The following is a 25424-nucleotide window of genomic DNA, read 5'->3' on the forward strand; positions in this document are numbered from 1 at the left end:
AGTAAAAAAGAATATGAGGAAACCATGACAAACATTATTTTTATGGGAACGCCAGATTTTTCTGCAACGGTGCTTAAAGGATTATTGGAAAGCAAGCAGTACGAGATTTTGGCAGTTGTAACCCAGCCAGATCGTGCAGTAGGGCGCAAAAAAGAAATCCGTATGACGCCTGTTAAAGAACTGGCTTTAGACTATGGCTTACCCGTCTATCAGCCAGAGAAATTGTCTAAAAGTGCTGAATTAGATAGTTTGATGAATTTAAACGCTGATGGTATCGTCACAGCAGCTTTCGGTCAATTTCTACCAAGCAAATTGCTAGATTCAGTTTGTTTTGCCGTTAATGTGCATGCTTCTCTATTACCCAAATACCGCGGAGGAGCTCCCATTCACTACGCCATTATCAACGGTGACAAAGAAGCCGGTGTGACTATTATGGAAATGGTTAAAGAGATGGATGCGGGGGATATGATTGCGCATCGAGCGATTCCTATTGAGGAAACAGACAATGTTGGGACGATGTTTGAAAAGTTAGCACTTGTAGGACGCGATTTGTTGCTGGACACTTTGCCGAGCTATTTGTCTGGGGATATAAAGCCTGTTCCGCAAGACAAAAATCAAGTTACTTTTTCACCAAATATTTCACCAGAAGAGGAGAGAATTGACTGGACCAAGACCAATCGACAACTTTTTAATCAGATTCGAGGCATGTATCCATGGCCAGTCGCGCATACGCTTTTAAATGGAGACCGTTTTAAAATTTACGAAGCCACTCCAGTAGAAGGAGCTGGTCAACCAGGAGAAATTCTTGCTATTGGGAAAAAAGAATTGATTGTAGCAGCTGGTGAGGGTGCACTTTCTCTGAAAACAGTACAGCCAGCTGGAAAGCCCAAAATGACTATCGTTGATTTTCTGAATGGTCTGGGACGGCAATTATCAGTAGGTGATTTCTTTGGTCAATAAAACAAAAACAGCGCGGCAAACGGCTCTTGCAGTTTTAGAAGCAGTTTTTTCAGAAGGAGCTTATTCCAATATCGCTCTCAATCAGGCTTTGCTAGAAGTGCCTTTAAGTTCTGCAGACAAAGGACTTGTAACAGAAATCGTATATGGTACCGTTGCACGTAAAATCACTTTAGAATGGTATTTGTCTCATGTTATTGAAGATCGAGATAAGTTAGATTCTTGGCTTTATTTTCTCTTACTGATGAGCTTGTATCAGATACTGTATCTTGATAAAATTCCGGCGCATGCGGTCGTCAATGAAGCGGTAGAGTTGGCAAAGGTGCGAAAAAAGGGAAGCGAAAAGTTCGCCAATGCAGTACTGCGAGGATTATTGCGGGACGGTGTGGCAGATATAGGCAGTATTAAACGTAAAAACAAACGCTATTCCATTCAGTATTCTCTACCAGTTTGGCTGGTTAAAGTGCTGATTGAAGAGTACGGTGAAAAACGAGCTCTAGCCATTTTTGAGAGTTTATTTCTTCGGAATAAAGCCAGTGTTCGAGTGGGGGATTTAAGCCGTAAAGAAGAGTTGAAACAAGTGTTGCAGGCAGAAGATTCGCTATTAGCTCCGAGTGCGCTGGTGAAAAACCACGGTCATTTTGCAGGGCATGCCTTGTTTGAAGAAGGAGCTATTACTATTCAAGACGAGTCTAGCCAATTGGTTGCGCCAAGTCTTGAATTGCGCGGCGATGAAAAAGTGCTAGATGCATGCAGTGCGCCGGGTGGCAAAACCATGCACATTGCTTCTTACTTAACGACAGGGCAGGTCACGGCATTAGATCTCTATGAGCATAAGTTGGCTCTGATAAAAGAAAATGCACAGCGCTTAGGTGTGGCAGATAAAGTGATTACGAAAAAGCTAGATGCGAGAAAGGTTTTTGAAACTTTTGGGGCAGATGCCTTTGATAAAATTTTAGTCGATGCACCATGTTCAGGAATTGGCCTGATCCGACGGAAACCAGATATTAAATACAATAAAGAAAATGCAGATTTTGCCTCGTTGCAAAAAATTCAGCTTGAGATACTGGATAGTGTTTGTCAAAGCTTGCGAAAAGGTGGTATAATAACTTACAGTACCTGTACGATTGTTTCGCAAGAAAATTTTCAAGTTGTTGAGCAGTTTTTAACAGCTCATCCAGATTTTAAACAGGTAAAACTAGAACATAATAGACAGGATATTCTAAAAGATGGCTGTATTTTAATTACGCCAGAATTATATGGAAGTGACGGATTTTTCATCAGTCAATTCAAACGAATATCCTAAAGGAGGAAACTGACAGTATGGAAATTTCATTATTAACAGATGTTGGTCAGAAGCGTACAAATAATCAAGATTATGCCAATCAATTTGTTAATCGTGCTGGTATGACAATGATTCTTTTAGCAGATGGTATGGGAGGTCACCGTGCCGGTAATATTGCTAGTGAAATGGCAGTAACAGACCTCGGTGCCGCTTGGGTGGATACTCAAATTGATTCTATTAATGGTGTCCGTGAGTGGTTCGCAGAACATCTCGAAACAGAAAATCAAAAAGTTCACCAATTTGGTCAAGATGAAGAATATAAAGGCATGGGAACGACGCTTGAAGCCTTAGCAATTATTGGCAATCAAGCAATTTATGCTCATGTAGGGGATTCTCGTATTGGTTTGGTGCGTGGTGACAGTTACAAGCAATTGACAAGCGACCATTCCTTGGTGAATGAATTGCTCAAAGCAGGACAAATTACGCCTGAGGAAGCAGAACGTCACCCACAACGCAACATCATCACACAATCAATCGGTCAAAGAGGCGAAGTGCAGCCTGATGTTGGCATGATTAGCTTAGAAGATGATGATTACATTATTTTGAATAGCGATGGTTTGTCCAATATGATTTCAGAAAGTGAAATTTATGATATTATGACAAGTGATATTGCTCTTTCAGAAAAAGCGGAAACCTTGATTCGCTTTGCAAATAATGCAGGTGGTTTGGACAATATTACAGTTGCCCTGATTCATTATCATAAGGAGGATGCAGAATGATTCAAGTCGGCAAGATATTTGCCGGACGATATAGAATCATCAAACAAATTGGTCGAGGAGGCATGGCAGATGTCTACTTGGCGAAAGACTTGATTTTAGACGGGGAAGAAGTCGCGGTTAAGGTTCTAAGAACCAATTACCAGACAGATCCGATTGCTGTAGCACGTTTTCAAAGAGAGGCGCGAGCCATGGCAGATTTGGATCATCCTCATATTGTCCGGATTACCGACATTGGAGAAGAAGAAGGCCAGCAATATCTAGCAATGGAGTATGTGGCTGGACTTGACTTGAAACGCTATATCAAAGAGCATGCTCCTTTGTCCAATGAAGAAGCGGTGCGAATAATGGGACAAATCCTTTTGGCGATGCGTTTGGCGCATACGCATGGGATTGTTCACCGTGATTTAAAACCTCAAAATGTCCTTTTAACTCCAGATGGCGATGCAAAAGTAACAGACTTTGGGATTGCAGTAGCTTTTGCAGAAACGAGCTTAACGCAAACCAACTCTATGTTGGGATCTGTACATTATCTATCACCAGAACAAGCGCGTGGTTCAAAAGCGACCGTTCAGAGCGATATTTATGCCATGGGGATTATTTTCTATGAAATGCTGACAGGACACATCCCTTATGATGGAGATAGTGCTGTTACGATTGCCCTACAACATTTCCAAAAGCCCCTACCGTCCATTATTGCTGAAAATCCAAACGTTCCACAAGCATTGGAAAATGTAGTCATCAAGGCAACGGCAAAAAAATTGACGGATCGTTATCAGTCAGTTGCAGAAATGTATGTGGATTTATCAAGCTGTTTATCTGCTGACCGTCGAAATGAGAAAAAGCTAGTTTTTGATGACACTGCTAAAGCAGACACAAAGACACTGCCGAAAGTATCACAAAATACCTTGACTTCTGCGACGAAGTCAACACCTGCTCCTACAAAAGAAGTAGTCAGTAGTACGCCTACGCCTACGCCAAAAGCAAAAAAGAAGCGCCGTTTAAGAACGCGCTATAAAGTTTTGTTATCAGCGGTGGTTTTAGTCATCGTAGCTCTGGTGGCTTTAGTCTATTTGAGTCCGTCAAATGTAAAAATCCCAGATGTTACTGGAAAAACTATTGCCCAAGCACGTTCTGCAATCGAAACTGCAGGTTTGAAAGTTGGCAAGGAAAAAGACGAATACAGTGATTCTGTTAAAAAAGATTCAGTTATTCGCACCAATCCAGAAGCGGGAACGCAACGTCGTGAGGGCAGTACGGTGGATCTGATTGTCTCAAAAGGGACTAAAACTTTTATTATGGAAGATTATAAAGGTCAGAAAAGAGCAGATGCTATCAACAATCTGGTACAAAAATACAAGGTTTCAAAAGGCTTAATTAAAACAGAAGAAGTTGAAAGTAGTGAGTATGCGGCAGGAACAGTTGTTGATCAAACACCAGCAGCAGGCAGCTCTTATGATTTGACTTCAAAGACACGTATTACGTTAAAAGTAGCGAAGTCCGTTTCAAGTGTCACGATGCCAAGCTATATCGGCTCAACCTATGAATTTGCTTATAATAATTTGACGGAAGTGATTGGTATTCAAGGTGCGAATATTGAAAAACGTACGGTTACAACAGCTCCAGCGGGTACACAGGCAAATACGATTATCAGACAAAACCCAGAAGCTGGTCAGTCTTTGAATTTGAAGAGTGATCGCATTGTCTTATATGTATATGAGCCAAAAACCGAAGATTCTTCAACATCTGAAAGTAGTTCACAATCTGATAGTAGCTCAGGTAAAACTAGCCCATCCTCTAGTAGTTCGTCAACTAGTGGTAATGATGGAAGCAGCTCAAAAACACCAGACACAAGTGCTAGTGCAAGTAATTAAAAAAGAGAGAGGATAAAATCGTAGTTTTGTTAAATCGATTTTCCCTCCCTCTTTTTTTGCACTCGTTTTACATCATTGGTAAACATTGCTTCTGCTCAATCAAGTTTATCCAGTATATTGTAATTAAAAATGTTAACTTCTAGGACTACAAACTAGAACTTGAAAATATTTTCTTTCAGTTCACTACCTTCTTTTCATACCTTAGCTGGAGGAATTTTTGTAAGTTTTTGATACAATAGAGTAAGAAAGGTATCGAGGCTATGAGAAAGATCCAATTTTTTATCTTTGTTGAATCTATTCTACTGACATTTGCATTAGTGACCATTTTGTCTGGTCATTTTTCGCGTGTTATTCTTTTTTTGGTGCTCTTCTTGCTATTGCTCTATTATTATTTTGGAAAACAAAGAGGAAATTTTCTGCTAGTAACCTCTACCATACTGCTTTTTTTCATTATCATGCTCAATCCTTATGTTATTGCTGCCTTGCTCTTTGCGGTCATTTATGGCATGATTGTGGCTTATCCTTATATTTATAAAGAAAATGGAGTGACAACTCTCATCTTTGATGATGCAGTAGAACAAAAACGTGAAAAAAATCAATGGTTGGGAAATCTTCATCATTTTGGTTCATCGGATACCTGTCGATTTGATGACATCAATCTTTTCCGTCTCATGGGGAAAGATACGATTCATTTGGAACAAGTCATTATCACAAACCATGACAATGTGATTATTTTTCGTAAATTTTTCGGTAACACAAAAATCATTGTGCCAGTTGATGTGGCAGTCAGCCTGAAAGTGAATAATCTATATGGTGAATTGCAGTTTTTAGATCAACCTGTCTATGAATTGCGAAATGAAAGTATCAGCCTAACGACACCGGACTTCAAGCGAGCACATAAAAGCGTCAAAATTGTCCTGTCAACGTTTGTAGGGAATGTTGAGGTGGTTCGCAAATGAAAAAAGTCTACTATCTTTTGATTAGCTTTTATTCCCTACTCATTTTAGGAATCATTATTCATTATATTTTTAGTCTATTTAATTTTGACTGGCAACTGATTTTTAGTAATGTAGAGCGGTTGGAAAAGTTCAGTTTCTTTGTAATTGTGCTGACTTTATCTCTGACGATGCTGATGATTTTAGGTGTTAAAGTGATTCAAATGGTCACTTTGTCGGCCATTCAGACAAACTTGAAAAATGTTTTAGAAGGTCGAGAATTGCAAGAAATTCATCAGCCTGAAATTGATGCCTCTTTTCGGCAGGTTTCAGAGAAATTGACTCATTTGACAGAAAATCTGCAAAAGTCAGAGAACCGTGCCCTGCAAAATGAGGAGACGATTATTGAGAAAGAGCGCAAGCGAATTGCGCGTGACTTACATGATACGGTCAGTCAAGAGCTTTTTGCTGCTAATATAATTTTGTCAGGTGTGACATGTCAAGTGGAGAACTTAGATACGGATAGCTTATCAAAACAATTGACAGGCGTATCAGGAATTTTAAATACTGCCCAAAGGGATTTGCGTATCTTGCTTCTACATTTGAGACCGACAGAGTTGGAGGGGAAGAGCTTAGTTGAAGGGCTGAACCTCATCTTGAAAGAGCTATCAGATAAAAGCGATATTGAGGTGAGTTTTCACCATGATGTTCAAAAATTACCGAAACAGATTGAGGAGCATATTTTTAGAATTGCTCAGGAAATTATCAGTAATACGCTCCGTCACGCCAATGCGAATCATTTAGATGTTTATTTGTATCAAACTCGGAATGAATTGCAGTTGAAAATGACAGATGATGGGATTGGCTTTGAGCATACCTCATCTGATGAATTGAGCTATGGTTTGAAAAATATGGAAGAAAGAGTAAATGACATGGCAGGAACAATGCAGATTTTAACCGCTCCGAAGCAGGGAGTGGCAATTGACATTCGTGTGCCATTATTGAAAGGAGCTTAGGATGCAGATTTTATTAGTAGATGACCATGAAATGGTAAGACTTGGCTTGAAAGGTTATTTGGATTTACAAGACGATGTGGATGTAGTGGCAGAAGCTTCAAATGGTCGCGAAGGAGTTGAAAAAGCTTTGGAGTTGCACCCAGATGTGATTATGATGGACATTGTCATGCCTGAAATGAATGGGATTGAAGCGACGCTTGCCATTTTAAAAGAATGGCCTGAAGCTAAAATTCTCATTTTGACTTCTTATTTGGATAATGAAAAAATTTATCCAGTTTTAGATGCGGGTGCTAAAGGATATATGCTAAAAACTTCTAGTGCTGATGATATTTTACGAGCGGTCCGAAAAGTAGCCAAGGGTGAACTTGCTATTGAAACAGAGGTCAGCCAAAAAGTAGAATATCATCGAAATCATATTGAATTGCACGAAGATTTGACTGCGCGTGAGCGAGATATTTTAGGACTACTGGCAAAAGGTTATGAAAATCAACGCATAGCAGATGAATTATTTATTTCTTTAAAGACAGTGAAAACACATGTGTCCAATATCTTATCAAAGCTAGAGGTGAGTGACCGTACACAAGCTGTTGTTTATGCTTTCCAACATCACCTTGTCCCACAAGATGACATTTAGTGGTATAATAGAAAACAGAATAATTGCTAGAGGGAGATTATGGACGCAAAATTAAAGTATAAAGCCAAGAAAATCAAAATCGTCTTTTTCGATATTGATGATACGTTGCGAGTGAAAGATACTGGCTATATTCCGGACTCTATCAAAACGGTGTTTAAACAGCTAAAAGAAAAAAGAATTTTGACAGGAATTGCTTCAGGGAGAGGGATTTTTGGTGTAGTGCCAGAGCGGAAAGCATTGCAGCCGGATTTCTTTGTCACTTTGAATGGTTCCTATGTAGAGGATAAAAGAGGAAATGTAGTTGTCCAGCATGCCATTCCCAAGGAAATGGTGGAGGCATACATTGCGTGGACGAAGAAAATTGGAATTGACTTTGGACTTGTCGGTAGCCATCAAGCCGCTCTTTCGACACGGACACCTCTCATCAATGAAGCGATTGATATTGTGTATCCTGATTTACCTATTCAGCCGGATTTTTATCAAGACCACAATGTTTATCAGATGTGGACATTTGAAGATATCGGAGATAGTTTGCAATTACCAAAAGACTTGGGAGAACATCTGCGCTTGGTTCGCTGGCATCCGCATTCATCAGATGTAGTTCTAACAAATGGTTCAAAAGCATCTGGAGTTGCAGCAGTTACAGAATATCTAGGATTGAAACCTGAAAATGTCATGGTTTTCGGAGACGAGCTTAATGATTTAGAATTGTTTGATTATGCAGGTATCAGTATTGCTATGGGCATTTCCCACGAAAAGATCAAAGCAAAGGCTGATTTTGTGACAAAAACAGTAGAAGAAGACGGCATTTTTTATGCCTTAGAGGAGTTAGGAATGGTAGAAAAAGAATTGCATTTTCCACAAGTAACGATGGAAACAGCAGAAGGACCGAAAGCGACTATTAAAACCAACCACGGTGATTTGAAATTTCAATTATTTCCAGAACAGGCACCGAAGACAGTGGCTAATTTTATCGCTTTGTCAAAGAATGGCTACTATGATGGAATCATTTTTCACCGGATTATCAAGGACTTCATGATTCAAGGTGGTGATCCAACTGGTACGGGTATGGGTGGCGAATCTATTTATGGAGAAAAGTTTGAAGATGAATTTTCACCAGAATTGTATAATATCCGTGGAGCACTTTCAATGGCCAATGCAGGTCCAAATACAAATGGCAGTCAATTTTTCATCGTGCAAAATAGCAAGATTCCTTATGCCCAAAAGGAACTAGAACGAGGTGGTTGGCCAGCACCGATTGCTGAAATCTATGCAAGCAAAGGTGGAACGCCGCATTTGGATCGCCGGCATACTGTGTTTGGTCAATTGCTAGACGAGGCTTCTTATCAAGTGTTAGATAAGATTGCGGCAGTTGAAACTGGTGCAATGGATAAACCGCTTGAGGATGTCGTGATTGAAACCATTGAAATTGAGGATTGAGATGAAAATTGGTGAAAAACTAAAAGGCCGAATTACTGGTATTCAGCCTTATGGTGCTTTTGTGGAACTAGAAACGGGTGCCATGGGATTGATTCATATCTCAGAAATTCGGACAGGCTATATCGAAAATATCCATGAAATTCTGCATGTTGACGATCAGGTCTTGGTGCAAGTGATGGACTATGATGAATTTTCAGGCAAGGCTAGTTTGTCAATGAGAACTCTGGAAGAAGAGAAGCATCATTTACCTAAACGCCATCGCTTTTCAAATGACCGTTACAAGATTGGTTTTGCACCGCTCGCTAAAAATTTGCCGACTTGGACCAAGGAAGCAATGGATTTTCTGAATCAATCAAAAGAAGAAACCAAATGACAAGAATTGTGATATTTTCATATAAAAGACCCCCTCAATAAGAGAGCATTGTATCTTATTGAGGGGGTTATTTATTCTCATACATTTTCAGGTGGATATCAATTCTGTATTCTTTGTTCAAACCACTATCACATTAAAGCATATTCATCTGGCAGCATGATGGTTTCTTTGCCATTATTGTCAGTCACAAAGATTTCTCGTGGAAAAAATGGATCGAAAGCGTCATTAAAATCAAAAGAGACAGTAGTTGACAGACTTGCTTCGGAAAATCGAAATGTTAATTTTCCTTGATGGTTGATGAGTTCGAATCGAAGAAGTTCATCTAATTCAAACACACCTTTTAAAAAATTATCAATGATGTACCAGAAAGAATCAATAATGTCATCTGGCAAACTTGTTACAACGCCAAAGCTGGCATAACGTCCACGTGTATTTGTAAAAGCCATTGTTTCTTCCTTTCTGTGCTCATTCATCAAAGTATTTTCTATATGATACATAAAATAAGCTTGAATTGCAAGAAATTGTTCTTTGAAAATCAAAAAGGACCAGAGGTCCCTTGACAACTTTAGCGATTCTTTAGCTCTACATAACGTTTGTACCAAATATTGACATAGGCCTGTGAAAAAGGTCCACGCTCATTATTAATCCAGTCTACTAAGATTTTTACATTTTCTTTGAGAATGTAATCTAAATCATTGGAGTAGCTCATCTGCCGTTTGTGGCGCTCGTATTCATCTACATCCAGCAATCGCTTTTCACCATTGGTGAAGACTTTGACGTCTAAATCATAATCTATGTATTTTAATGCTTCTGCATCAAGATAATAGGGGCTGGCTAGATTACAATAGTAGGAAATCCCATTTTCGCGGATCATAGCGATAATGTTAAACCAATATTTTTTATGAAAATAGACAATAGCTGGCTCACGTGTCACCCAACGCCGCCCGTCACTTTCTGTGACCAAGGTATGGTCGTTGACACCAATAATGGCGTTTTCAGTTGTTTTTAGTACCATGGTGTCGCGCCAAGTGCGGTGCAGACTTCCATTATGCTTATAACTTTGAATTGTAATAAAGTCGCCTTCTTTTGGAAGCTTCATAATCTACCAACTTTCTACAATTTATCAGGTTATCGCTTTTATTGTAACATATTTTCATGAAAAAACATAAATAAACCTTACATTTTTTATAGATATTCTTTGAGAGCGCTCGCAATATCAGAAAAATCAAAGCCTTTGCGTGCGAGTGCTTGAGTAAGGCGTTGCTTTAAATCATAGCCGTCGTATTTTTTGGAATACTTGCGGTATTGTTTGTCTAATTCTTTGTAAAGCAATTCTTGTTGTTTTTCGTCATCGTTTTCTATGGTAAGGCTTTGATAAGCTATTTTTGCTTCTTCATAGGAAAAGCCTTTATTGATGAGCTGTTGTAAGATTTTATCGTGAAGTGCTTTTGTCGGGAGCTTCCCTTGATATTTTTTGAGTAATTTTTGAGCAACTGTTTCTGCTAGGTTTGTAAAATCATGTTGATGCAACTCATCATCAATGATAGAAGCAGCAATTCCTTTTTGCATTAACTTTTGCTTGAGCGCATACGCACCTTTGTCTCCTGAGAGAAGATTGGAATGGATAAATGAATGAGTATATTTGGCATCATCTAGCCAGTTGTCTTTTTTTAAGTTGTCAATAACGTGAACAATCGTTTCCTCTTCCATGTCGTGCTTGCGCAAATAATCATTGACTTCCTTTACAGTACGCTGCTTGAAAGAAAGATGATACAGTGCCAGATTTTTTCCATAAGAAAATTGAGCATATTCTTGGATTTCTTTCAGATCTTGCTCAGTAATGTTCATACCTTTTGACAACATAAAATGAACAATGGTATCTTCGGTGACATACAGTTTTTCCGTTTCGTCCAGCTCTAAGAGATAAAGCCGCTTTTTCTTTTCAATTTTTGTAATTTTCATGATTCTATTATACCTCAAAATATGGTAAGATAGGCTTATGAATCTGAAAGTAAAACAAAAAATCCCCTTGAAAATCAAAAAAATGGGAATCAACGGGGAAGGGATTGGATTTTATAAAAAGACATTGGTCTTTGTGCCAGGTGCTTTAAAAGGTGAGGATATTTTTTGTCAAATCACGACGGTTAAGCGTAATTTTGTCGAAGCAAAACTGTTGACGATTAACAAACGCTCCAAGTATCGAGTAGAGCCTCCTTGTGAGATTTATGAAAAATGCGGGGGCTGCCAGATTATGCACTTGCATTATGACAAACAGTTAGAATTTAAGGCTGATTTGCTGCGACAGGCTTTGAAAAAATTTGCACCTCAAGGTTATAAAAACTACGAGATTCGTCCAACGATTGGTATGCAAGAACCTCAATATTATCGAGCGAAGTTGCAGTTTCAAACACGGAAATTTAAGGGAGATGTAAAAGCGGGTCTTTATGCGCAGAATTCTCATTATCTGATTTCTTTGAAAAACTGTTTGGTTCAGGATAAGGTAACGCAGAAAATCATCAATAAAGTGGCTCTCCTTTTGGGGAAGTACAATTTTCCTATTTATGATGAGCGAAAAAATGCCGGCGTTCGGACAGTTATGATTCGCCGAGCTCGGAAAACAGGTCAGGTGCAGATGATTTTTGTCACGGGAAAGAAGTTGGACTTTTCTCCGGTCATTCGCGATTTGACAGCAGAATTTCCAGAGTTAGAAACAGTAGCGGTCAATTACCATACGACAAAATCAAGTGAAATCTATGGAGACAAGACGGAGATCATCTGGGGAAAAGAGACCATTCAGGAAGGTGTTTTGGATTACGAGTTTTCCTTATCGCCTAGAGCTTTTTACCAGCTCAATCCAGAGCAAACAGAGGTGCTTTACAATGAAGCAGTTAAGGCTCTGGATGTCGATTCAGAGGATTGTTTGATTGATGCTTATTGTGGCGTGGGAACGATTGGCTTTGCTTTTGCTAAAAAAGTGAAATCTCTTCGCGGCATGGATATTATACCAGAAGCTATTGAGGATGCTAAGCGAAATGCCAAGAAAATGGGGTTTGACAATGCTTATTATGAGGCTGGGACTGCTGAAAGTATTATTCCTCGCTGGTATAAGGAAGGCTATCGAGCAGATGCCTTGATTGTGGATCCGCCACGGACTGGTTTGGATGAAAAACTGCTTGAAACGATTGTTCGCTATGCACCGAAGAAAATGGTTTATGTCTCCTGTAATGTCTCTACTCTAGCTAGAGATTTGGTGCAATTGAGCAAGGTTTACGATGTTCATTATATTCAATCTGTGGATATGTTTCCACACACAGCCAGGACCGAGGCTGTAGTGAAGTTGGTAAAGAAAGAGGATTAGAATGGATATTTGGAAAAAAATGTATGAAGAAGCCAAGAAGCTCTATGATCCGCATGAGGTATCGCCCTTTGTGTACGCTAATCATGTTGTAGCAGCTATTGAAGCAGAGGATGGAAAGATTTATACCGGCTTTTGCTTTGAAGGAACCTGTGGTGTTTTTCATCTCTGCGCTGAAAGGGCAGCAGCTTTTAATATGTATCAGTATTCTGGACAGACAAAAATGAAACGAGTATTGGCTTTTCGTGATAAACCGCCTTATGGCGGAGGTTCTGGTATGCCTTGTGGGGCGTGTAGAGAATTTCTAATGGAGTTGAATCCTGAAAATCGTCATCTGGAGTTTATGTTGGATTTTGAAAAACGAGAAACGATTACTTTGGGAGAACTCATGCCTTACTGGTGGGGACAAGAACGTGCTGAAAATGACGGAAAATGATATGAAGCACTTTTACTGTATGTTAGAATAATATGCAAGGCGCCTCCTAACAACGAAAGTTCAAAGGATCAGGATGTAAAAATTGCAAAGAAGGTATCCTTTAGCAATACTATTGATATTTTATAGCGTTTGGTAAATGGGATAGAATGACTTGTTCATGAGTGAGTCTAGTTTGAAGCAGATGATAAATAGGCGACAGAAGTTGAGTAATAAAATGAAACGCAAATATTTTCAACTACTTCAGCAATAGAAAAACTTGTAGAAAACAATCTCTACAAGTTTTTTTATTTTACAAGGAAATCTCTGTATTTTCCAATACTTTTTGTGCATCTGAGACAATTGTTTCAATGATTTCTTTGCATGGTCGGATTTCTTTTATCATACCAGCAATTTGACCGCACATCATGGATCCGCTTTTAGTATCTCCGTCATATACAGCTTTTGAGAGAGCTCCAATAGTAATCTCTTCCAGTTCCTCACGGCTGGTACCTTTATTTTCAAGTTCTATATAATGATCTGTCATTTCGTTTCGAATACAACGAACGGGGGCACCCGCCCTCCTACCTGTGACAGCTGTATCTGTATCATTTGCCTTGAGAACGGCTTCTTTATAACTTTCAGCGATTGGGCATTCTTCTGACGCGAGAAATACCGTGCCGAGTTGAACTCCTTGTGCGCCTAAAACGAAAGCAGCAGCAAGTCCACGACCGTCTGCAATACCCCCTGCACCAATCACGGGAATATCAACCGCATCAGCAATCTGTGGCAGCAAAGCCATAGTATTGGTGCTACCGATATGACCACCCGCTTCAGCTCCTTCAGCGATAACAGCGTCAACACCTAATTCTTGCATTTTTTTAGCATGTTTCACGCTGGCAATGACCGGAATAACCTTGATACCTGCTTCTTTGAGAGCGGGCAGAATGAATTTAGGGGTGCCAGCACCAGTTGTCACAACAGGAACTTTTTCTTCGATGATAACATTCACAAGCTCTTCAACGTTTTTCAACATCAGCATCACGTTAACAGCGAATGGTTTGTCTGTGAGTTTGCGCAATTCACGAATTTCGTCGCGTAATTGGTCGCCAGTCATGCCACCTGAAGCGATAATCCCCAAGCCACCTGCTTCTGAAACAGCAGCAGCCAATGGATAGTGAGAAATTTGCGCCATAGCACCCTGAAAAATTGGATATTTAATGTTTAATAAAGTTGTAATAGACATACTATCTCCTCAGTCCTATTTTTAAAATTATTATATCACGATTATAAAAGCGTTTTCAAATCTGTGATTTAATAACTTTTCTTTTGTTTGTGAAATATTTTGCTTTGAAGAGAGGATTTATCAATTATTTTAATTGTGAAAAATAAAGAATCGTTTTATTATAATAATTACTTATACTATATTAAAAATAGTTATAGATACTTAATTCAGAAAAATGGAATCAACTAAAGATAAAGAGAGTTTTGCTTTTACTTAGAGAGTAACTAATTTTTTATGTTATAATGATAGAAAATGAATCATGAGGTGAGAAATGGACAATATCATTGATGTCTCCATTCCTGTGGCAGAAGTAGTTGACAAGCACCCAGAAGTATTAGAAATTTTGGTGGAGCTTGGTTTTAAACCGCTTGCCAATCCAATCATGCGCAATACGGTTGGTCGCAAGGTGTCATTAAAGCAAGGCTCTAAGTTAGAGGGAACCCCTATGAATAAAATTGTCATGACATTGGAAGCAAATGGCTATGAAGTCGTGGGGCTAGACTAATGGCAGATGAACGAATTGAAATTTTGAAATCTATTTTGCTGGATTTGCATCATGGTGCAACAGCAGAAGAGGTTCAAGAGCAGTTTAACAAGCATTTTACAGGCGTTTCGGCTATTGAGATCAGTCTTATGGAGCACGAACTGATGAACTCGGATACGGGTGTGACCTTTGAGGATGTTATGTCGCTTTGCAATGTTCATGCGAATTTTTTTAAGGGAGCAGTGAAAAATGTAGAAGTGGCTGACACAGATCATCCAGGGCATCCAGTTCAAATTTTTAAGCAGGAAAATCTAGCTCTTAGAGCTGCTCTGTTGCGGATTCGGCGCCTCCTTGATACCTATGCTCAAACAGATGAGGCAGAAATGAAGACAGAGTTGGAAAAGGGACTGATGCGCCAGCTGGGCTTGGTCGGTCAATTTGACATTCATTATCAGCGCAAGGAAGAGCTGATGTTTCCGATTATGGAGAAATACGGTCATGACTCACCGCCCAAAGTCATGTGGGGTGTGGACGACCAGATTCGAGAGCTTTTTTGCGAAGCAAAGACCGCTGCTGAAGATTTGTCTAACCTAGGTATCGAGCAAGCTCGAGCAACATTTGAAAATTTTGCGGCTGAGTTTGAAGCGATGATTTTCAAGGAAGAATCCATCTTGCTTATGATTTTGCTGGAATCCTTCACACAGGACGATTGGCTGAAAATTGCAGAAGAAAGTGATGCTTACGGCTATGCGATTATCAAGCCGGCTGAGAAATGGATGCCAGCTCGCCAATCATTCACGGAGGCAGAAAAAGAGGCTGCTGAGAAGACTGAAAGCGAAGCGGCAGCTAGTGAGGAGCTTGTGTCAGACGGTACTATTCAGCAGGTCATTGAGACACCTGATGGGCAGGTCACCATTTCTTTTAAGCCAAAAAAGAAAAAGGCAGAAAACAATTTTGATCGACAGACCCAACAGTCTTTTGGACATGGCTATTTGTCAGTGGAAGAGGCAAATCTAATCTTGAATCATCTGCCGATGGAGATTACCTTTGTCAATAAGGAGGATATTTTCCAGTACTACAATGACAGTGTGCCAGCTGATGAGATGATTTTTAAACGGACGCCGAGTCAAGTGGGGCGCAATGTCGAGCTGTGCCACCCGCCTAAGTTTTTGGAGAAAGTTCGCTTTATTTTTAAGGAATTGCGCGAAGGTAAGCGAGACAAGTTTGTTATGTGGTTCAAGTCTGAGTCGCGGGGAAAATTTGTCCATGTGACGTATGCAGCAGTGAGAGATAAAGCAGGAGAATTTCAAGGTGTGCTGGAATATGTCCAAGATATTCAGCCTTTCCGTGATATTGAAGAAGATTTCTACCGAGGAGTAGATTAGAAGGAATATGATGACGTACGAACAGGAATTTTTAAAGGATTTTGAAGCTTGGGTCAAAACTCAGGTGACTATCAACGAAATGGCTCTTGAAGAAAGTCAGAAAGTTTATGAGGAAGATAAAGATGAACGCGCTAAAGAAGCTGCGATTCGTTATGAGAGCCGCCTAGATGCCTATCAGTTTCTATTGGGGAAATTTGCCAATTATCAAGAGGGCAAGGGATTTCATGACCTACCAGATGGACTTTTTGGACAGAGAAATTATTGATTTTCTCTAGAAAACATGTTAAACTAAATGCATTAGAGGTGTTTTGAATCCCATTTGTCACAGAAAGCGGTGTTGCTGAGAAATCCGCACAAATGTCAAAACTGGTTGCTAAGGCTAAAATTGAAATAATGGTGTCTTTTTGTTTACTTTTAGGACTAGGCAGTGAGTTACGGGCTGTACTGGCGTACGCCTAAGCGAGCTAACGATGTAATAAAAGATAAACAAGAAGATCAGAGTTGCGGGCATCTGCCCGAAATTGGGTGGTACCGCGGAGAGATTCGTCCCTGTCATGTATGGCAGGGACGAATTTTTATAAGCGGAACGGGGAGAGGAATTATGATAAATATCTTAGGTCAAATTGAAGACAATAAACTTCCTAATATTGAGACAGAACGGCTGTATTTGCGCCAACGTCTAGTCTCAGATGCTAAAGAGATATTTGCTTATGCGAGCTTACCAGAAGTGACTTGGCCAGCTGGTTTTCCACCTGCGGAAAGCGTGGAAGAAGAGGAAAATTATCTCGAAAACATTATGCCCAAACGCTGGATTGAGCAAAAAATACCGTCTGGTTATGGTATCTGCTTAAAAGGGACAAATAAAGTCATTGGCTCGATTGATTTTAATAAGCGCCATGCTGATGATGTTCTTGAAATGGGCTATTTGCTTCACCCAGATTATTGGGGGCAAGGGATCGTGACAGAAGCTGCGCGTGCGCTGTTGGAAGTTGGATTTACCCTACTCAATCTCCACAAAATCGAAATTGAATGTTATGGATACAACAAAGCAAGCCAGCGTATTGCTGAAAAACTTGGCTTCACCCTCGAATCTCGCGTCCGTGACCGCAAAGATGCACAAGGACAACGTTGTGATTTATTGCGTTATGGATTGCTGAGGAGTGAGTGGGAGGAGAAAGAATGAAGTTAAGTATGGATCAGATAATATCTATTATAAGTGCTGTCGGAGTAAGTACAATTATAAGTACGATATTTGCATTTGTTCAAGCTAACAAAAGGAATAATTTAGATTTTATAACAAGGGAACGTTCAGAGTGGCGAAAATTATTGAAATCTGTAATAGTTAACTTAAACGATGATAGAGAAAGGGAAAAATCTTGTGCTATTGAGCAATTAAAGACACAATTAAATCCATATGGAATTAATTGTGATTGTAAAGGCCAATATAGTTATTATATGAAGGATGGATATATTTGGAATGAGCTGAACAAAGAGGAACAGAATATTGATTATAATAAATTGTCTGCTTTTATTGAATTACTTTTGAAATATGATTGGGAGAGAAGTAAGTCTGAAGTGAGAAATAACTATAGCACTGTTATATTAATTTTTTTAAATGCTGTAACAATATTGTTTATTTTATATAGTTTTATAACTTTTGATATTTGTGATTATGTGTTAGGGATAAAATATGAAAATTTAATTATTTTAATAAAATTAGGCCTAATATTATTATTTCCTATCTTAATACTCTTCACAATTAAGCAAAAAAGCATCTTAGATAAAATTTATATTAATAAAATTAATGGGAGTAAATTACGTATTCTATTAAGCTTATACATAAAATTTTGGTTGCCATATGTATGTTGCATTATTCATATCATTGTTTTAGGGAATAAACTTATAAATGTACCAACAATATTTGGGATTCATGCAAATTTTTTAACAAATAGACTAATATTACTATTAATTTCCCCTATTTTTTGTTACATTTACAAATATTTAACAGGGTATAGAAATTTGGAATTAGATTATATAGATGCAATAAAAAGGATAGAACAATACTATAATAAAAAGGAGAATTGAAATGAAACAACTTTCACCAAAATATAACCCAGCTAAGGTTGAGGCTGGGCGTTATCAAAAATGGTTAGATGAGGATGTTTTCAAGCCGTCTGGAGATAAGAAGGCTAAGCCTTACTCTATCGTGATTCCACCACCAAACGTAACTGGGAAACTCCACCTTGGTCACGCTTGGGATACGACTTTGCAAGATATTATTATCCGTCAAAAACGTATGCAAGGTTTTGATACTTTATGGCTTCCTGGTATGGACCATGCGGGGATTGCAACACAGGCAAAAGTTGAAGCACGTCTTGCTGAAGATGGTATCTCACGCTACGACCTTGGTCGTGAAAAATTCTTAGATAAAGTCTGGGAATGGAAAGACGAGTATGCTACCACTATCAAGGAGCAATGGGGTAAAATGGGGCTTTCTGTCGATTACTCTCGTGAACGTTTCACCCTTGATGAAGGATTGTCAAAAGCGGTTCGTAAAGTCTTTGTTGAACTTTATAAAAAAGGTTGGATTTACCGTGGTGAATTTATCATCAACTGGGATCCAAAAGCTCGTACAGCTCTTTCTGATATCGAAGTTATCCACAAAGATGTCGAAGGTGCTTTCTACCACATGAATTACATGTTGGAAGATGGATCACGCGCTCTTGAGGTGGCAACAACTCGTCCTGAAACTATGTTTGGAGATACGGCTGTCGCTGTCAATCCAGAAGATCCTCGCTACAAAGACTTGATTGGCAAAAATGTTATCCTGCCAATTGTCAATAAACCTATTCCAATCGTGGCTGATGAACATGCTGACCCTGAATTCGGTACTGGTGTGGTTAAAATCACTCCAGCTCACGACCCTAATGACTTCCTTGTTGGTCAGCGTCATAATCTTCCTCAAGTTAATGTCATGAATGATGACGGTACGATGAACGACCTTGCTGGTGAATTTGCTGGCATGGATCGCTTTGAAGCTCGCAAAGCCGTTGTTAAAAAATTGGAAGAAATCGGTGCCCTTGTTAATATTGAAAAAATGACACACTCTGTTGGTCATTCAGAACGTACGGGTGTTATGGTTGAACCACGTTTGTCAACACAATGGTTCGTTAGAATGGATCAATTAGCTAAAAATGCTATTGCCAATCAAGACACAGATGACGAAGTGAAATTCTACCCGCCACGTTTCAACGATACTTTCCTTCAATGGATGGAAAATGTTCATGACTGGGTTATTTCTCGTCAGCTCTGGTGGGGGCATCAAATCCCAGCATGGTACAATGTTGAAGGTGACATGTACGTTGGTGAAGAAGCTCCAGAAGGTGACGGATGGACTCAAGATGAAGATGTGCTTGACACTTGGTTCAGTTCAGCCCTATGGCCATTCTCCACAATGGGTTGGCCTGACACAGACTCAGAAGACTTCAAACGTTACTTCCCAACATCTACACTGGTAACTGGTTACGATATCATCTTCTTTTGGGTATCACGCATGATTTTCCAATCATTGGAATTCACAGGACGTCGTCCATTTGAAAACGTACTTATCCACGGTCTTATCCGTGACGAACAAGGACGTAAAATGTCTAAATCACTTGGTAACGGTATTGATCCAATGGACGTTATCGAAAAATATGGTGCTGATGCGCTTCGTTGGTTCTTGTCAAACGGTTCTGCCCCAGGTCAAGACGTTCGTTTCTCTTACGAAAAGATGGACGCCAGCTGGAACTTCATTAACAAAATCTGGAATATCTCTCGTTACATTTTGATGAACAATGAAGGCCTTACGCTTGACCAAGCTAGTACAAATGTTGAAAAAGTTGTTGCTGGTACGGCTGGTAACGTAACTGACCGCTGGATTCTTCACAACTTGAATGAAACAATTGCCAAAGTTACTGAAAACTTTGATAAATTTGAATTCGGTGTGGCAGGTCACATCCTTTACAACTTCATCTGGGATGAGTTTGCGGACTGGTATGTTGAGTTGACCAAGGAAGTCCTATACAGCGATAACGAAGAAGAGAAAGTCATCACACGTTCTGTTCTCCTTTACACTTTGGACAAGATCCTTCGTCTCCTTCACCCAATCATGCCATTTGTGACGGAAGAAATCTTTGAACAAATTTCTGAAGATTCAATTGTAACAGCAGCCTACCCAATTGTTAACCCAACGTTTGAAAATGAAGCTGCGCATAAAGGTGTTGAAAGTCTTAAAGACCTTATCCGTGCTGTCCGTAACGCACGTAGCGAGGTGAATGTTGCTCCAAGCAAACCAATCACCATCCTGGTGAAAACCAGCGATAAAGAATTGGAAAGTTTCTTCAATGCCAATGTCAACTACATCAAGCGTTTTACCAATCCAGAGCATTTGGAAATTGCTTCTGACATTGAGGCGCCAGAATTAGCTATGTCCAGCATCATAACAGGTGCTGAAATCTTCTTGCCACTTGCTGACCTTCTTAACGTTGAAGAAGAATTGGCACGTCTTGACAAAGAACTTGCTAAATGGCAAAAAGAATTAGATATAGTTGCCAAGAAACTCAGCAACGAAAAATTCGTCGCTAACGCCAAACCAGAAGTTGTCGCCAAAGAACGACAAAAGCAAGCCGACTACCAAGCTAAGTATGATGCGACAAAAGAACGGATTGAAGAGATGGAGAAGTTGGAGGAGAGAGTAGTAAGTGAAGAATTTAGTTGAGTTGATAACAATCTTATTGGGATTATTTACTCTAATTTTTGGAATTCTACAATATTTTTGGCAAAAAAGGTTCGATGAAAAATTACGAGTCTATAAAAATTATCTTGAAGTAGTCGCATTATCAACTTTATCACCAGAAAAGCAGACTAAAATTCAGTTAGTACAAAAACACATTCTTGCAAAACAGGAATTAGTTCTCTATGCTCCTAAAGAAATTGTAGAATTAGCAGGAAAAATTGAACCTATAAATTTTACTGAAAGTAATGAACAAAAATATTTGGAATATTTAAAGTTAATCAATTTTATGAGATTAGATTTGCAAAGATTTAATAAAAACATCTCAGAGGAATCCCTTAGAAAATTACTTGGTTAGCGAATTTTATAAGCACAGTCGAAAGGCTGTGTTTTATGGTATAATGGAATAAAAATGATTATAGGAGATTAGAAAATGGATGAAAATATTGCATATCAAATTTTAAACAAACATCAAAATCAATATTACTCAGAAGATGGGCAGTTTGTGGTTGAATATACATATTTTCCTATAGGAAGAAGGGGGAAGGAGTTTTTAGACGCTTTCAATTTAATTTTTGGTCAGCATGGAAAGACAGTCACTTTTAATGATATCGAATATAAAGTAGTCAATGGAAGATATGGATTTTATGACGGCGGAGTAATCGATAGTTTTTTAAGTGTCCATTATGCCAGAGCATATTTAAAAGAACCCACTCAAGTTAGGGTATCGGCTGGTGAGGTAACAGTTTCTGCTAATCAAGTGACAATTTATAGTGATTCGATTGCACAAATTAAAGCTGAGCGATTTATGTATGCAGATGAATTAAATAATACTCAATTACTTAATGTGTTGAATCAGATCCTTGAAGAATTAGAAGCAGAAAAAGATCCATCTGATGAAAATCTAAAATTTTTGAAAAATGTTGCGAGATCAACTTCAGAGTTAGCTGGATTTGCAGCAAATATGATTACCATTCTAAGTCCCTTTTTATAATGTCATAATAGAAATTCACGATCTAAAGGTCGTGTTTTTTGGTATAATGAACTTAAATTAATAGAGGAGGGTAGATATTGTTTAAAAAGAGTTTCAAAGTTTTATTGTATTTATTTGTCATTGCAGCAGCTATTCTTTTACCATTATTTAGAAATCACAATCCTCTGGCTACAAGTATATATAACTTTATATCTGTAGCAAATAAGGACTACTATGGAGTTGTTCTGTCAGCTTTGGCAATTCTTATAACTTTCTTGATTTTCAATAGTCAAAATGAGAAAGAAAAAAATCTACGTTTTGAGGATGAGCAAAGAAGGAATAATCGTGAAGAAAAAGAGTATCTCGAAAATAGAGAAAAGCGTTTTGCTTCAGTACGCCCCTATTTTATAATTGAAAAAGATAATGTTGCAGCAAAAGCAAAAATTAAAATTTTTATGGAAGATAATGTCCCGTTAGAAAATATTTTAGTCTGTGAACGAAAACTATCTGATGAAGAGGCTAAGGTTACGTCTAAAATTTTAGGGACGAAAAACTCAGGCGATTACCTTTATGAATTTTCTTTAAAAGATTTAGAAATGATAGTAGTGAAATGCACAACATATTTTAACGAAGAGATCTATTTTCAATATTACACAGGTGATATAACGGTTCATTATCGTATGGTTGAGGGTAATGAAGATCTAAATTATAGTAAAAGTTTAGGACGGTCATATCTTTCAGATTATTTAATTGAGAAGAAAGAAAATTACGAACCTAAAGATGAGATCACGGAGATATACAAGCAAAATATCTATAGTGTGGCTTGGGAAAAAGTTGCGAAGAAGCGATTTTCTCAATATAGGTTTCAGATTTTAGGATCAATTGCAGCAGATAGAATTTTTACAGGGAATAAAAATTTAGGAATACTTGGAGTCATTGAAAAGGATAGTATTGGAGAGATTTTAGGTAGCTCGATTACTTACTTAAGAGAACACAATAAAGATTTTTCAAATGAAATTATTATTGAGTTATTAGAAGTAATAAAAAAATATCTCAATGATTATTGGTATACTAAATGTACAGAGCTTAGTAAGGAACGCAGATATTATTTCAAAGGAAATCTGCCTAATACTCCGCTTCTTGAAAAATATAGTACTCTTTTTGATAAATCAGTTGATGCTAATATTATGACAAATTATATTGATGATCTAATTTTACTTGCTAAAGAGGATTACTTTAGTGATTTCCTGCTTAGAAATTTAGAAGTATATTTAAATGAACATGTTGAGATTGCTGGTGACAAGATAGATATTGAAATAGCAATAATTTTTGAGAAGATACGTACAGATATTAAACAAATACTTTCTAAAACGTTGTAATTACTTATAAAGGAAATAAAATATCTAGTTACAAAGGCTAATTTTAAAGGTTAGCTTATTCTATTTAAAAACTTTTTCAGTACAAGTGAGTTTTTCTGTACACTAGTTCTTTTAATTCTGACATTTTAGGATAGTAACTAAAAGTTGATCGCTTTAAAAGAATTTACAAAAGGACTATTTTCTTACTGATTTTAATAAAAACTTACATCAACATCCGAGGTCAGAAAGGTTCTTACTTAGTGTATATATTTTAGGTGGAGTACCTGAAATAAGAAAGTTACCGATATTTTCCAACATACAATCCATCCCCACCCATCAAAAAAGAACAGCTCTATTATTGAGCTGTTCTTTTTAAACTGTTGTCAAATCCAAATTTAAAGTTTGTACGTGTATATGCCTTGATTTCTAAACCTCAAAATTATAGAGAGCGGTTGAGAGGTAGCGCTCGCCGTTATCTGGAGCAAGAGCTAGGACTTTTTTACCTGTTCCTAGTTTTTTGGCTACTTCAAGTGCAGCATAGATAGCTGCGGCAGAAGAAATCCCTACAAGAAAGCCTTCTTGTCCACCGACACGGCGTCCAAGGTCAAGTGCTTGATCAGAGGTAACACGGACAATACCGTCATAAGCTTGAGTGTCCAGTGTTTCTGGGATAAAACCAGCTGAAATTCCTTGAATCTTGTGGGGTCCAGGATTTTCACCGGACAGGATAGCGGACTCATCGGCTTCAACTGCGTAAACTTGTATATTTGGATTGACTTTTTTGAGAGCGTGAGAAACGCCAGAAATTGTACCACCTGTGCCAACTCCACCGACAAAGGCATCCAATCCTTTTTCACCGAAAGCAGAGATAATTTCTGCTCCTGTTGTTCTTTCGTGTACTTCAGGATTAGCTGGATTGTTGAACTGTAGTGGTAGCCATCCGTTACGTTCTTTGGCGATTTCTTCAGCTTTGGCAATCGCACCTTTCATTCCCTCACTTCCGGGAGTGAGCACCAATTCGGCGCCATAAGCTTGGATAATTTTGCGGCGCTCCACACTCATGGTTTCTGGCATAACAATAACGACCTTATAACCTTTAGCAGCACCGACCCAAGACAAACCGATTCCAGTATTTCCGCTGGTTGCTTCGACAATGGTTGCACCCGGCTGAATCAAGCCCTCTTGCTCAGCGGTCTCAATCATGCTGAGAGCAATGCGGTCTTTGACAGACGACCCCGGATTGAAAGCTTCTAGCTTGACATAGACATCAGCAGCGCCTTCTGGAACCAGCTTATTCAATTTCACAATAGGAGTATTTCCAATGAGTTCTGTAATGTTATGATAAATTTGTGCCATAAAATAATACCTCAATTCTGTTGATACAATCAGTATAAAACGAAAAAGAGTCTTTGTAAAATATAAAAAAACTATCAAGTCGATAGCTTTTTTTAATATTTAGGATGAAGAAATGGGAACCTCAACTTTCCGCAATCCCTGCTCAACAATGTCAATTTTTCCATTGAACAGTTCAATCAAACTTTCTATAACGCTGTCCTTATCGTCTTTGTCAACGAAAATAGTCGTTTGTACTTGATCTGTAAAAGCTGTATCTTGTTCTTGCAACTGTTTGGCTTTAAGAAAATTTGGCAATTCTTGATATTGACTGTAGGAAAAAGTAAGCCTTAGTCCAAGTTGTTCTTTTATGTGGACACTTCCGATTTCTTTGATAGCTAGGGCAACGCTGCCAGCATAAGCCCGAATGAGTCCACCTGCTCCTAACTTGATGCCCCCAAAATAGCGCGTCACGACAGCACAGACATTGGTTAGTTGGTGATTTTCTAAAACGCCTAACATAGGTACACCAGCAGTCCCACTTGGTTCTCCATCATCGCTACTTCGCTTCATTTCGCTCCGCTCTCCTAAAATAAAGGCAGAGCAGTTATGAGTAGCTTTGTAGTGTTCTTTTTTGACAGCCTGAATAAAATTTCGTGCTTCGTCCTCTGTTGTCACACGCTTGATATGACAGATAAAGCGCGATTTTTTGATTTCTTCTTGGACTTGACCGTCCTCTTTGATTGTTCTAAATTCCATATCTTCATTTTACAAAA

The 25424-nt window shown here is 38.6% G+C and carries 26 protein-coding genes; 20 read left to right on the top strand and 6 right to left on the bottom strand.

The window, feature by feature from the left end; translation table 11 throughout:
* Window positions 1-24: 24 nt before the first annotated feature.
* The 9 genes from fmt to SanJ4206_RS02050 all read left to right on the top strand — a co-directional run bounded on the left by fmt (window position 25) and on the right by SanJ4206_RS02050 (window position 9290).
* Window positions 25-960, top strand: coding sequence for a methionyl-tRNA formyltransferase (fmt, locus tag SanJ4206_RS02010; protein WP_003028413.1), 936 nt, complete (start codon window positions 25-27; stop codon window positions 958-960).
* On the top strand, window positions 950-2263 hold the full coding sequence (gene rsmB, locus SanJ4206_RS02015) for a 16S rRNA (cytosine(967)-C(5))-methyltransferase RsmB (protein ID WP_022525305.1): 1314 nt from the start codon (window positions 950-952) through the stop codon (window positions 2261-2263). Before fmt ends, rsmB begins: the two co-directional genes overlap by 11 nt.
* A 17-nt stretch (window positions 2264-2280) precedes the next feature.
* Window positions 2281-3021, top strand: a complete 741-nt coding sequence (locus tag SanJ4206_RS02020) for a Stp1/IreP family PP2C-type Ser/Thr phosphatase (RefSeq protein ID WP_022525304.1) — start codon at window positions 2281-2283, stop codon at window positions 3019-3021.
* Window positions 3018-4892: a Stk1 family PASTA domain-containing Ser/Thr kinase gene (pknB, locus tag SanJ4206_RS02025; protein WP_003028410.1), complete on the top strand. Its 1875-nt coding sequence runs from the start codon at window positions 3018-3020 to the stop codon at window positions 4890-4892. Before SanJ4206_RS02020 ends, pknB begins: the two co-directional genes overlap by 4 nt.
* 260 nt (window positions 4893-5152) lie before the next feature.
* Window positions 5153-5851, top strand: a complete 699-nt coding sequence (gene liaF / locus SanJ4206_RS02030) for a cell wall-active antibiotics response protein LiaF (RefSeq protein WP_003028409.1) — start codon at window positions 5153-5155, stop codon at window positions 5849-5851.
* Window positions 5848-6843 (top strand): envelope stress sensor histidine kinase LiaS, encoded by a 996-nt coding sequence (locus SanJ4206_RS02035; protein WP_003028408.1) that lies wholly within the window; start codon window positions 5848-5850, stop codon window positions 6841-6843. The genes liaF and SanJ4206_RS02035 overlap by 4 nt, the downstream gene beginning before the upstream one ends.
* Window position 6844: 1 nt before the next feature.
* Window positions 6845-7477, top strand: coding sequence for a response regulator transcription factor (locus SanJ4206_RS02040; protein WP_003028406.1), 633 nt, complete (start codon window positions 6845-6847; stop codon window positions 7475-7477).
* A 39-nt stretch (window positions 7478-7516) separates the two neighbouring features.
* A complete protein-coding gene (locus SanJ4206_RS02045) occupies window positions 7517-8917 on the top strand; it encodes a bifunctional Cof-type HAD-IIB family hydrolase/peptidylprolyl isomerase (protein ID WP_003028405.1) in 1401 nt (466 codons plus the stop codon).
* Window position 8918: 1 nt separating this feature from the next.
* Window positions 8919-9290 carry a S1 RNA-binding domain-containing protein gene (locus tag SanJ4206_RS02050; RefSeq protein WP_003028404.1) on the top strand — a complete coding sequence of 124 codons (372 nt, stop codon included), beginning with the start codon at window positions 8919-8921 and terminating at the stop codon, window positions 9288-9290.
* Window positions 9291-9418: 128 nt separating this feature from the next.
* Here SanJ4206_RS02050 and SanJ4206_RS02055 read toward each other — a convergent pair whose 3' ends face one another.
* From SanJ4206_RS02055 to recX, 3 genes are all read right to left on the bottom strand, one after another.
* Window positions 9419-9736 carry a DUF960 domain-containing protein gene (locus SanJ4206_RS02055; RefSeq protein WP_003043378.1) on the bottom strand — a complete coding sequence of 106 codons (318 nt, stop codon included), beginning with the start codon at window positions 9734-9736 and terminating at the stop codon, window positions 9419-9421.
* Between the two features lie 119 nt (window positions 9737-9855).
* On the bottom strand, window positions 9856-10389 hold the full coding sequence (gene ntdP / locus SanJ4206_RS02060; RefSeq protein WP_003028401.1) for a nucleoside tri-diphosphate phosphatase: 534 nt from the start codon (window positions 10387-10389) through the stop codon (window positions 9856-9858).
* Between the two features lie 86 nt (window positions 10390-10475).
* Complete coding sequence (gene recX, locus SanJ4206_RS02065; RefSeq protein WP_003028400.1) at window positions 10476-11252, bottom strand: recombination regulator RecX; 777 nt, start codon at window positions 11250-11252, stop codon at window positions 10476-10478.
* Window positions 11253-11289: 37 nt separating this feature from the next.
* Between recX and rlmD the strand changes: the two genes are divergently transcribed.
* Entirely contained in the window at window positions 11290-12648 is a 1359-nt protein-coding gene (gene rlmD, locus SanJ4206_RS02070) for a 23S rRNA (uracil(1939)-C(5))-methyltransferase RlmD (RefSeq protein ID WP_003028399.1), read from the top strand.
* Between the two features lies 1 nt (window position 12649).
* On the top strand, window positions 12650-13081 hold the full coding sequence (locus tag SanJ4206_RS02075) for a cytidine deaminase family protein (protein WP_003028398.1): 432 nt from the start codon (window positions 12650-12652) through the stop codon (window positions 13079-13081).
* Window positions 13082-13370: 289 nt separating this feature from the next.
* Here the strand turns inward: SanJ4206_RS02075 and SanJ4206_RS02080 are convergent, their stop codons facing one another.
* The gene (locus SanJ4206_RS02080) at window positions 13371-14303 is read right to left on the bottom strand and encodes a nitronate monooxygenase (RefSeq protein ID WP_003028397.1); all 933 of its coding nucleotides are present in this window, start codon (window positions 14301-14303) and stop codon (window positions 13371-13373) included.
* A 310-nt stretch (window positions 14304-14613) separates the two neighbouring features.
* On the opposite strand from SanJ4206_RS02080, the gene SanJ4206_RS02085 reads away from it, so the two are divergent.
* The 9 genes from SanJ4206_RS02085 to SanJ4206_RS02125 all read left to right on the top strand — a co-directional run bounded on the left by SanJ4206_RS02085 (window position 14614) and on the right by SanJ4206_RS02125 (window position 23337).
* Window positions 14614-14847, top strand: a complete 234-nt coding sequence (locus SanJ4206_RS02085; RefSeq protein ID WP_003028395.1) for a DUF1858 domain-containing protein — start codon at window positions 14614-14616, stop codon at window positions 14845-14847.
* The gene (locus SanJ4206_RS02090) at window positions 14847-16211 is read left to right on the top strand and encodes a DUF438 domain-containing protein (RefSeq protein ID WP_003028394.1); all 1365 of its coding nucleotides are present in this window, start codon (window positions 14847-14849) and stop codon (window positions 16209-16211) included. The genes SanJ4206_RS02085 and SanJ4206_RS02090 overlap by 1 nt, the downstream gene beginning before the upstream one ends.
* Window positions 16212-16221: 10 nt before the next feature.
* Window positions 16222-16476 (top strand): DUF1912 family protein, encoded by a 255-nt coding sequence (locus SanJ4206_RS02095; protein WP_022525301.1) that lies wholly within the window; start codon window positions 16222-16224, stop codon window positions 16474-16476.
* A gap of 336 nt (window positions 16477-16812) precedes the next feature.
* A complete protein-coding gene (locus tag SanJ4206_RS02100) occupies window positions 16813-17394 on the top strand; it encodes a GNAT family N-acetyltransferase (protein ID WP_022525300.1) in 582 nt (193 codons plus the stop codon).
* Complete coding sequence (locus SanJ4206_RS02105) at window positions 17391-18296, top strand: hypothetical protein (protein ID WP_003028390.1); 906 nt, start codon at window positions 17391-17393, stop codon at window positions 18294-18296. Before SanJ4206_RS02100 ends, SanJ4206_RS02105 begins: the two co-directional genes overlap by 4 nt.
* 1 nt (window position 18297) lies before the next feature.
* Window positions 18298-20970: a valine--tRNA ligase gene (locus SanJ4206_RS02110; protein ID WP_157622018.1), complete on the top strand. Its 2673-nt coding sequence runs from the start codon at window positions 18298-18300 to the stop codon at window positions 20968-20970.
* Window positions 20954-21343, top strand: coding sequence for a hypothetical protein (locus tag SanJ4206_RS02115; protein WP_003028388.1), 390 nt, complete (start codon window positions 20954-20956; stop codon window positions 21341-21343). Before SanJ4206_RS02110 ends, SanJ4206_RS02115 begins: the two co-directional genes overlap by 17 nt.
* Before the next feature lie 75 nt (window positions 21344-21418).
* On the top strand, window positions 21419-21979 hold the full coding sequence (locus tag SanJ4206_RS02120) for a hypothetical protein (RefSeq protein ID WP_022525299.1): 561 nt from the start codon (window positions 21419-21421) through the stop codon (window positions 21977-21979).
* Between the two features lie 77 nt (window positions 21980-22056).
* The gene (locus tag SanJ4206_RS02125) at window positions 22057-23337 is read left to right on the top strand and encodes a hypothetical protein (RefSeq protein WP_003028386.1); all 1281 of its coding nucleotides are present in this window, start codon (window positions 22057-22059) and stop codon (window positions 23335-23337) included.
* 405 nt (window positions 23338-23742) lie between these two features.
* On the opposite strand, the gene cysK is transcribed toward SanJ4206_RS02125, so the two are convergent.
* Window positions 23743-24672, bottom strand: a complete 930-nt coding sequence (cysK, locus tag SanJ4206_RS02130; protein WP_003028385.1) for a cysteine synthase A — start codon at window positions 24670-24672, stop codon at window positions 23743-23745.
* A gap of 99 nt (window positions 24673-24771) precedes the next feature.
* A complete protein-coding gene (locus SanJ4206_RS02135) occupies window positions 24772-25407 on the bottom strand; it encodes a YigZ family protein (RefSeq protein WP_003028384.1) in 636 nt (211 codons plus the stop codon).
* Window positions 25408-25424 lie beyond the last annotated feature (17 nt).

Origin of the sequence: Streptococcus anginosus, from assembly GCF_001697145.1 — a bacterium.
GTDB classification, from domain to species: domain Bacteria; phylum Bacillota; class Bacilli; order Lactobacillales; family Streptococcaceae; genus Streptococcus; species Streptococcus hominis.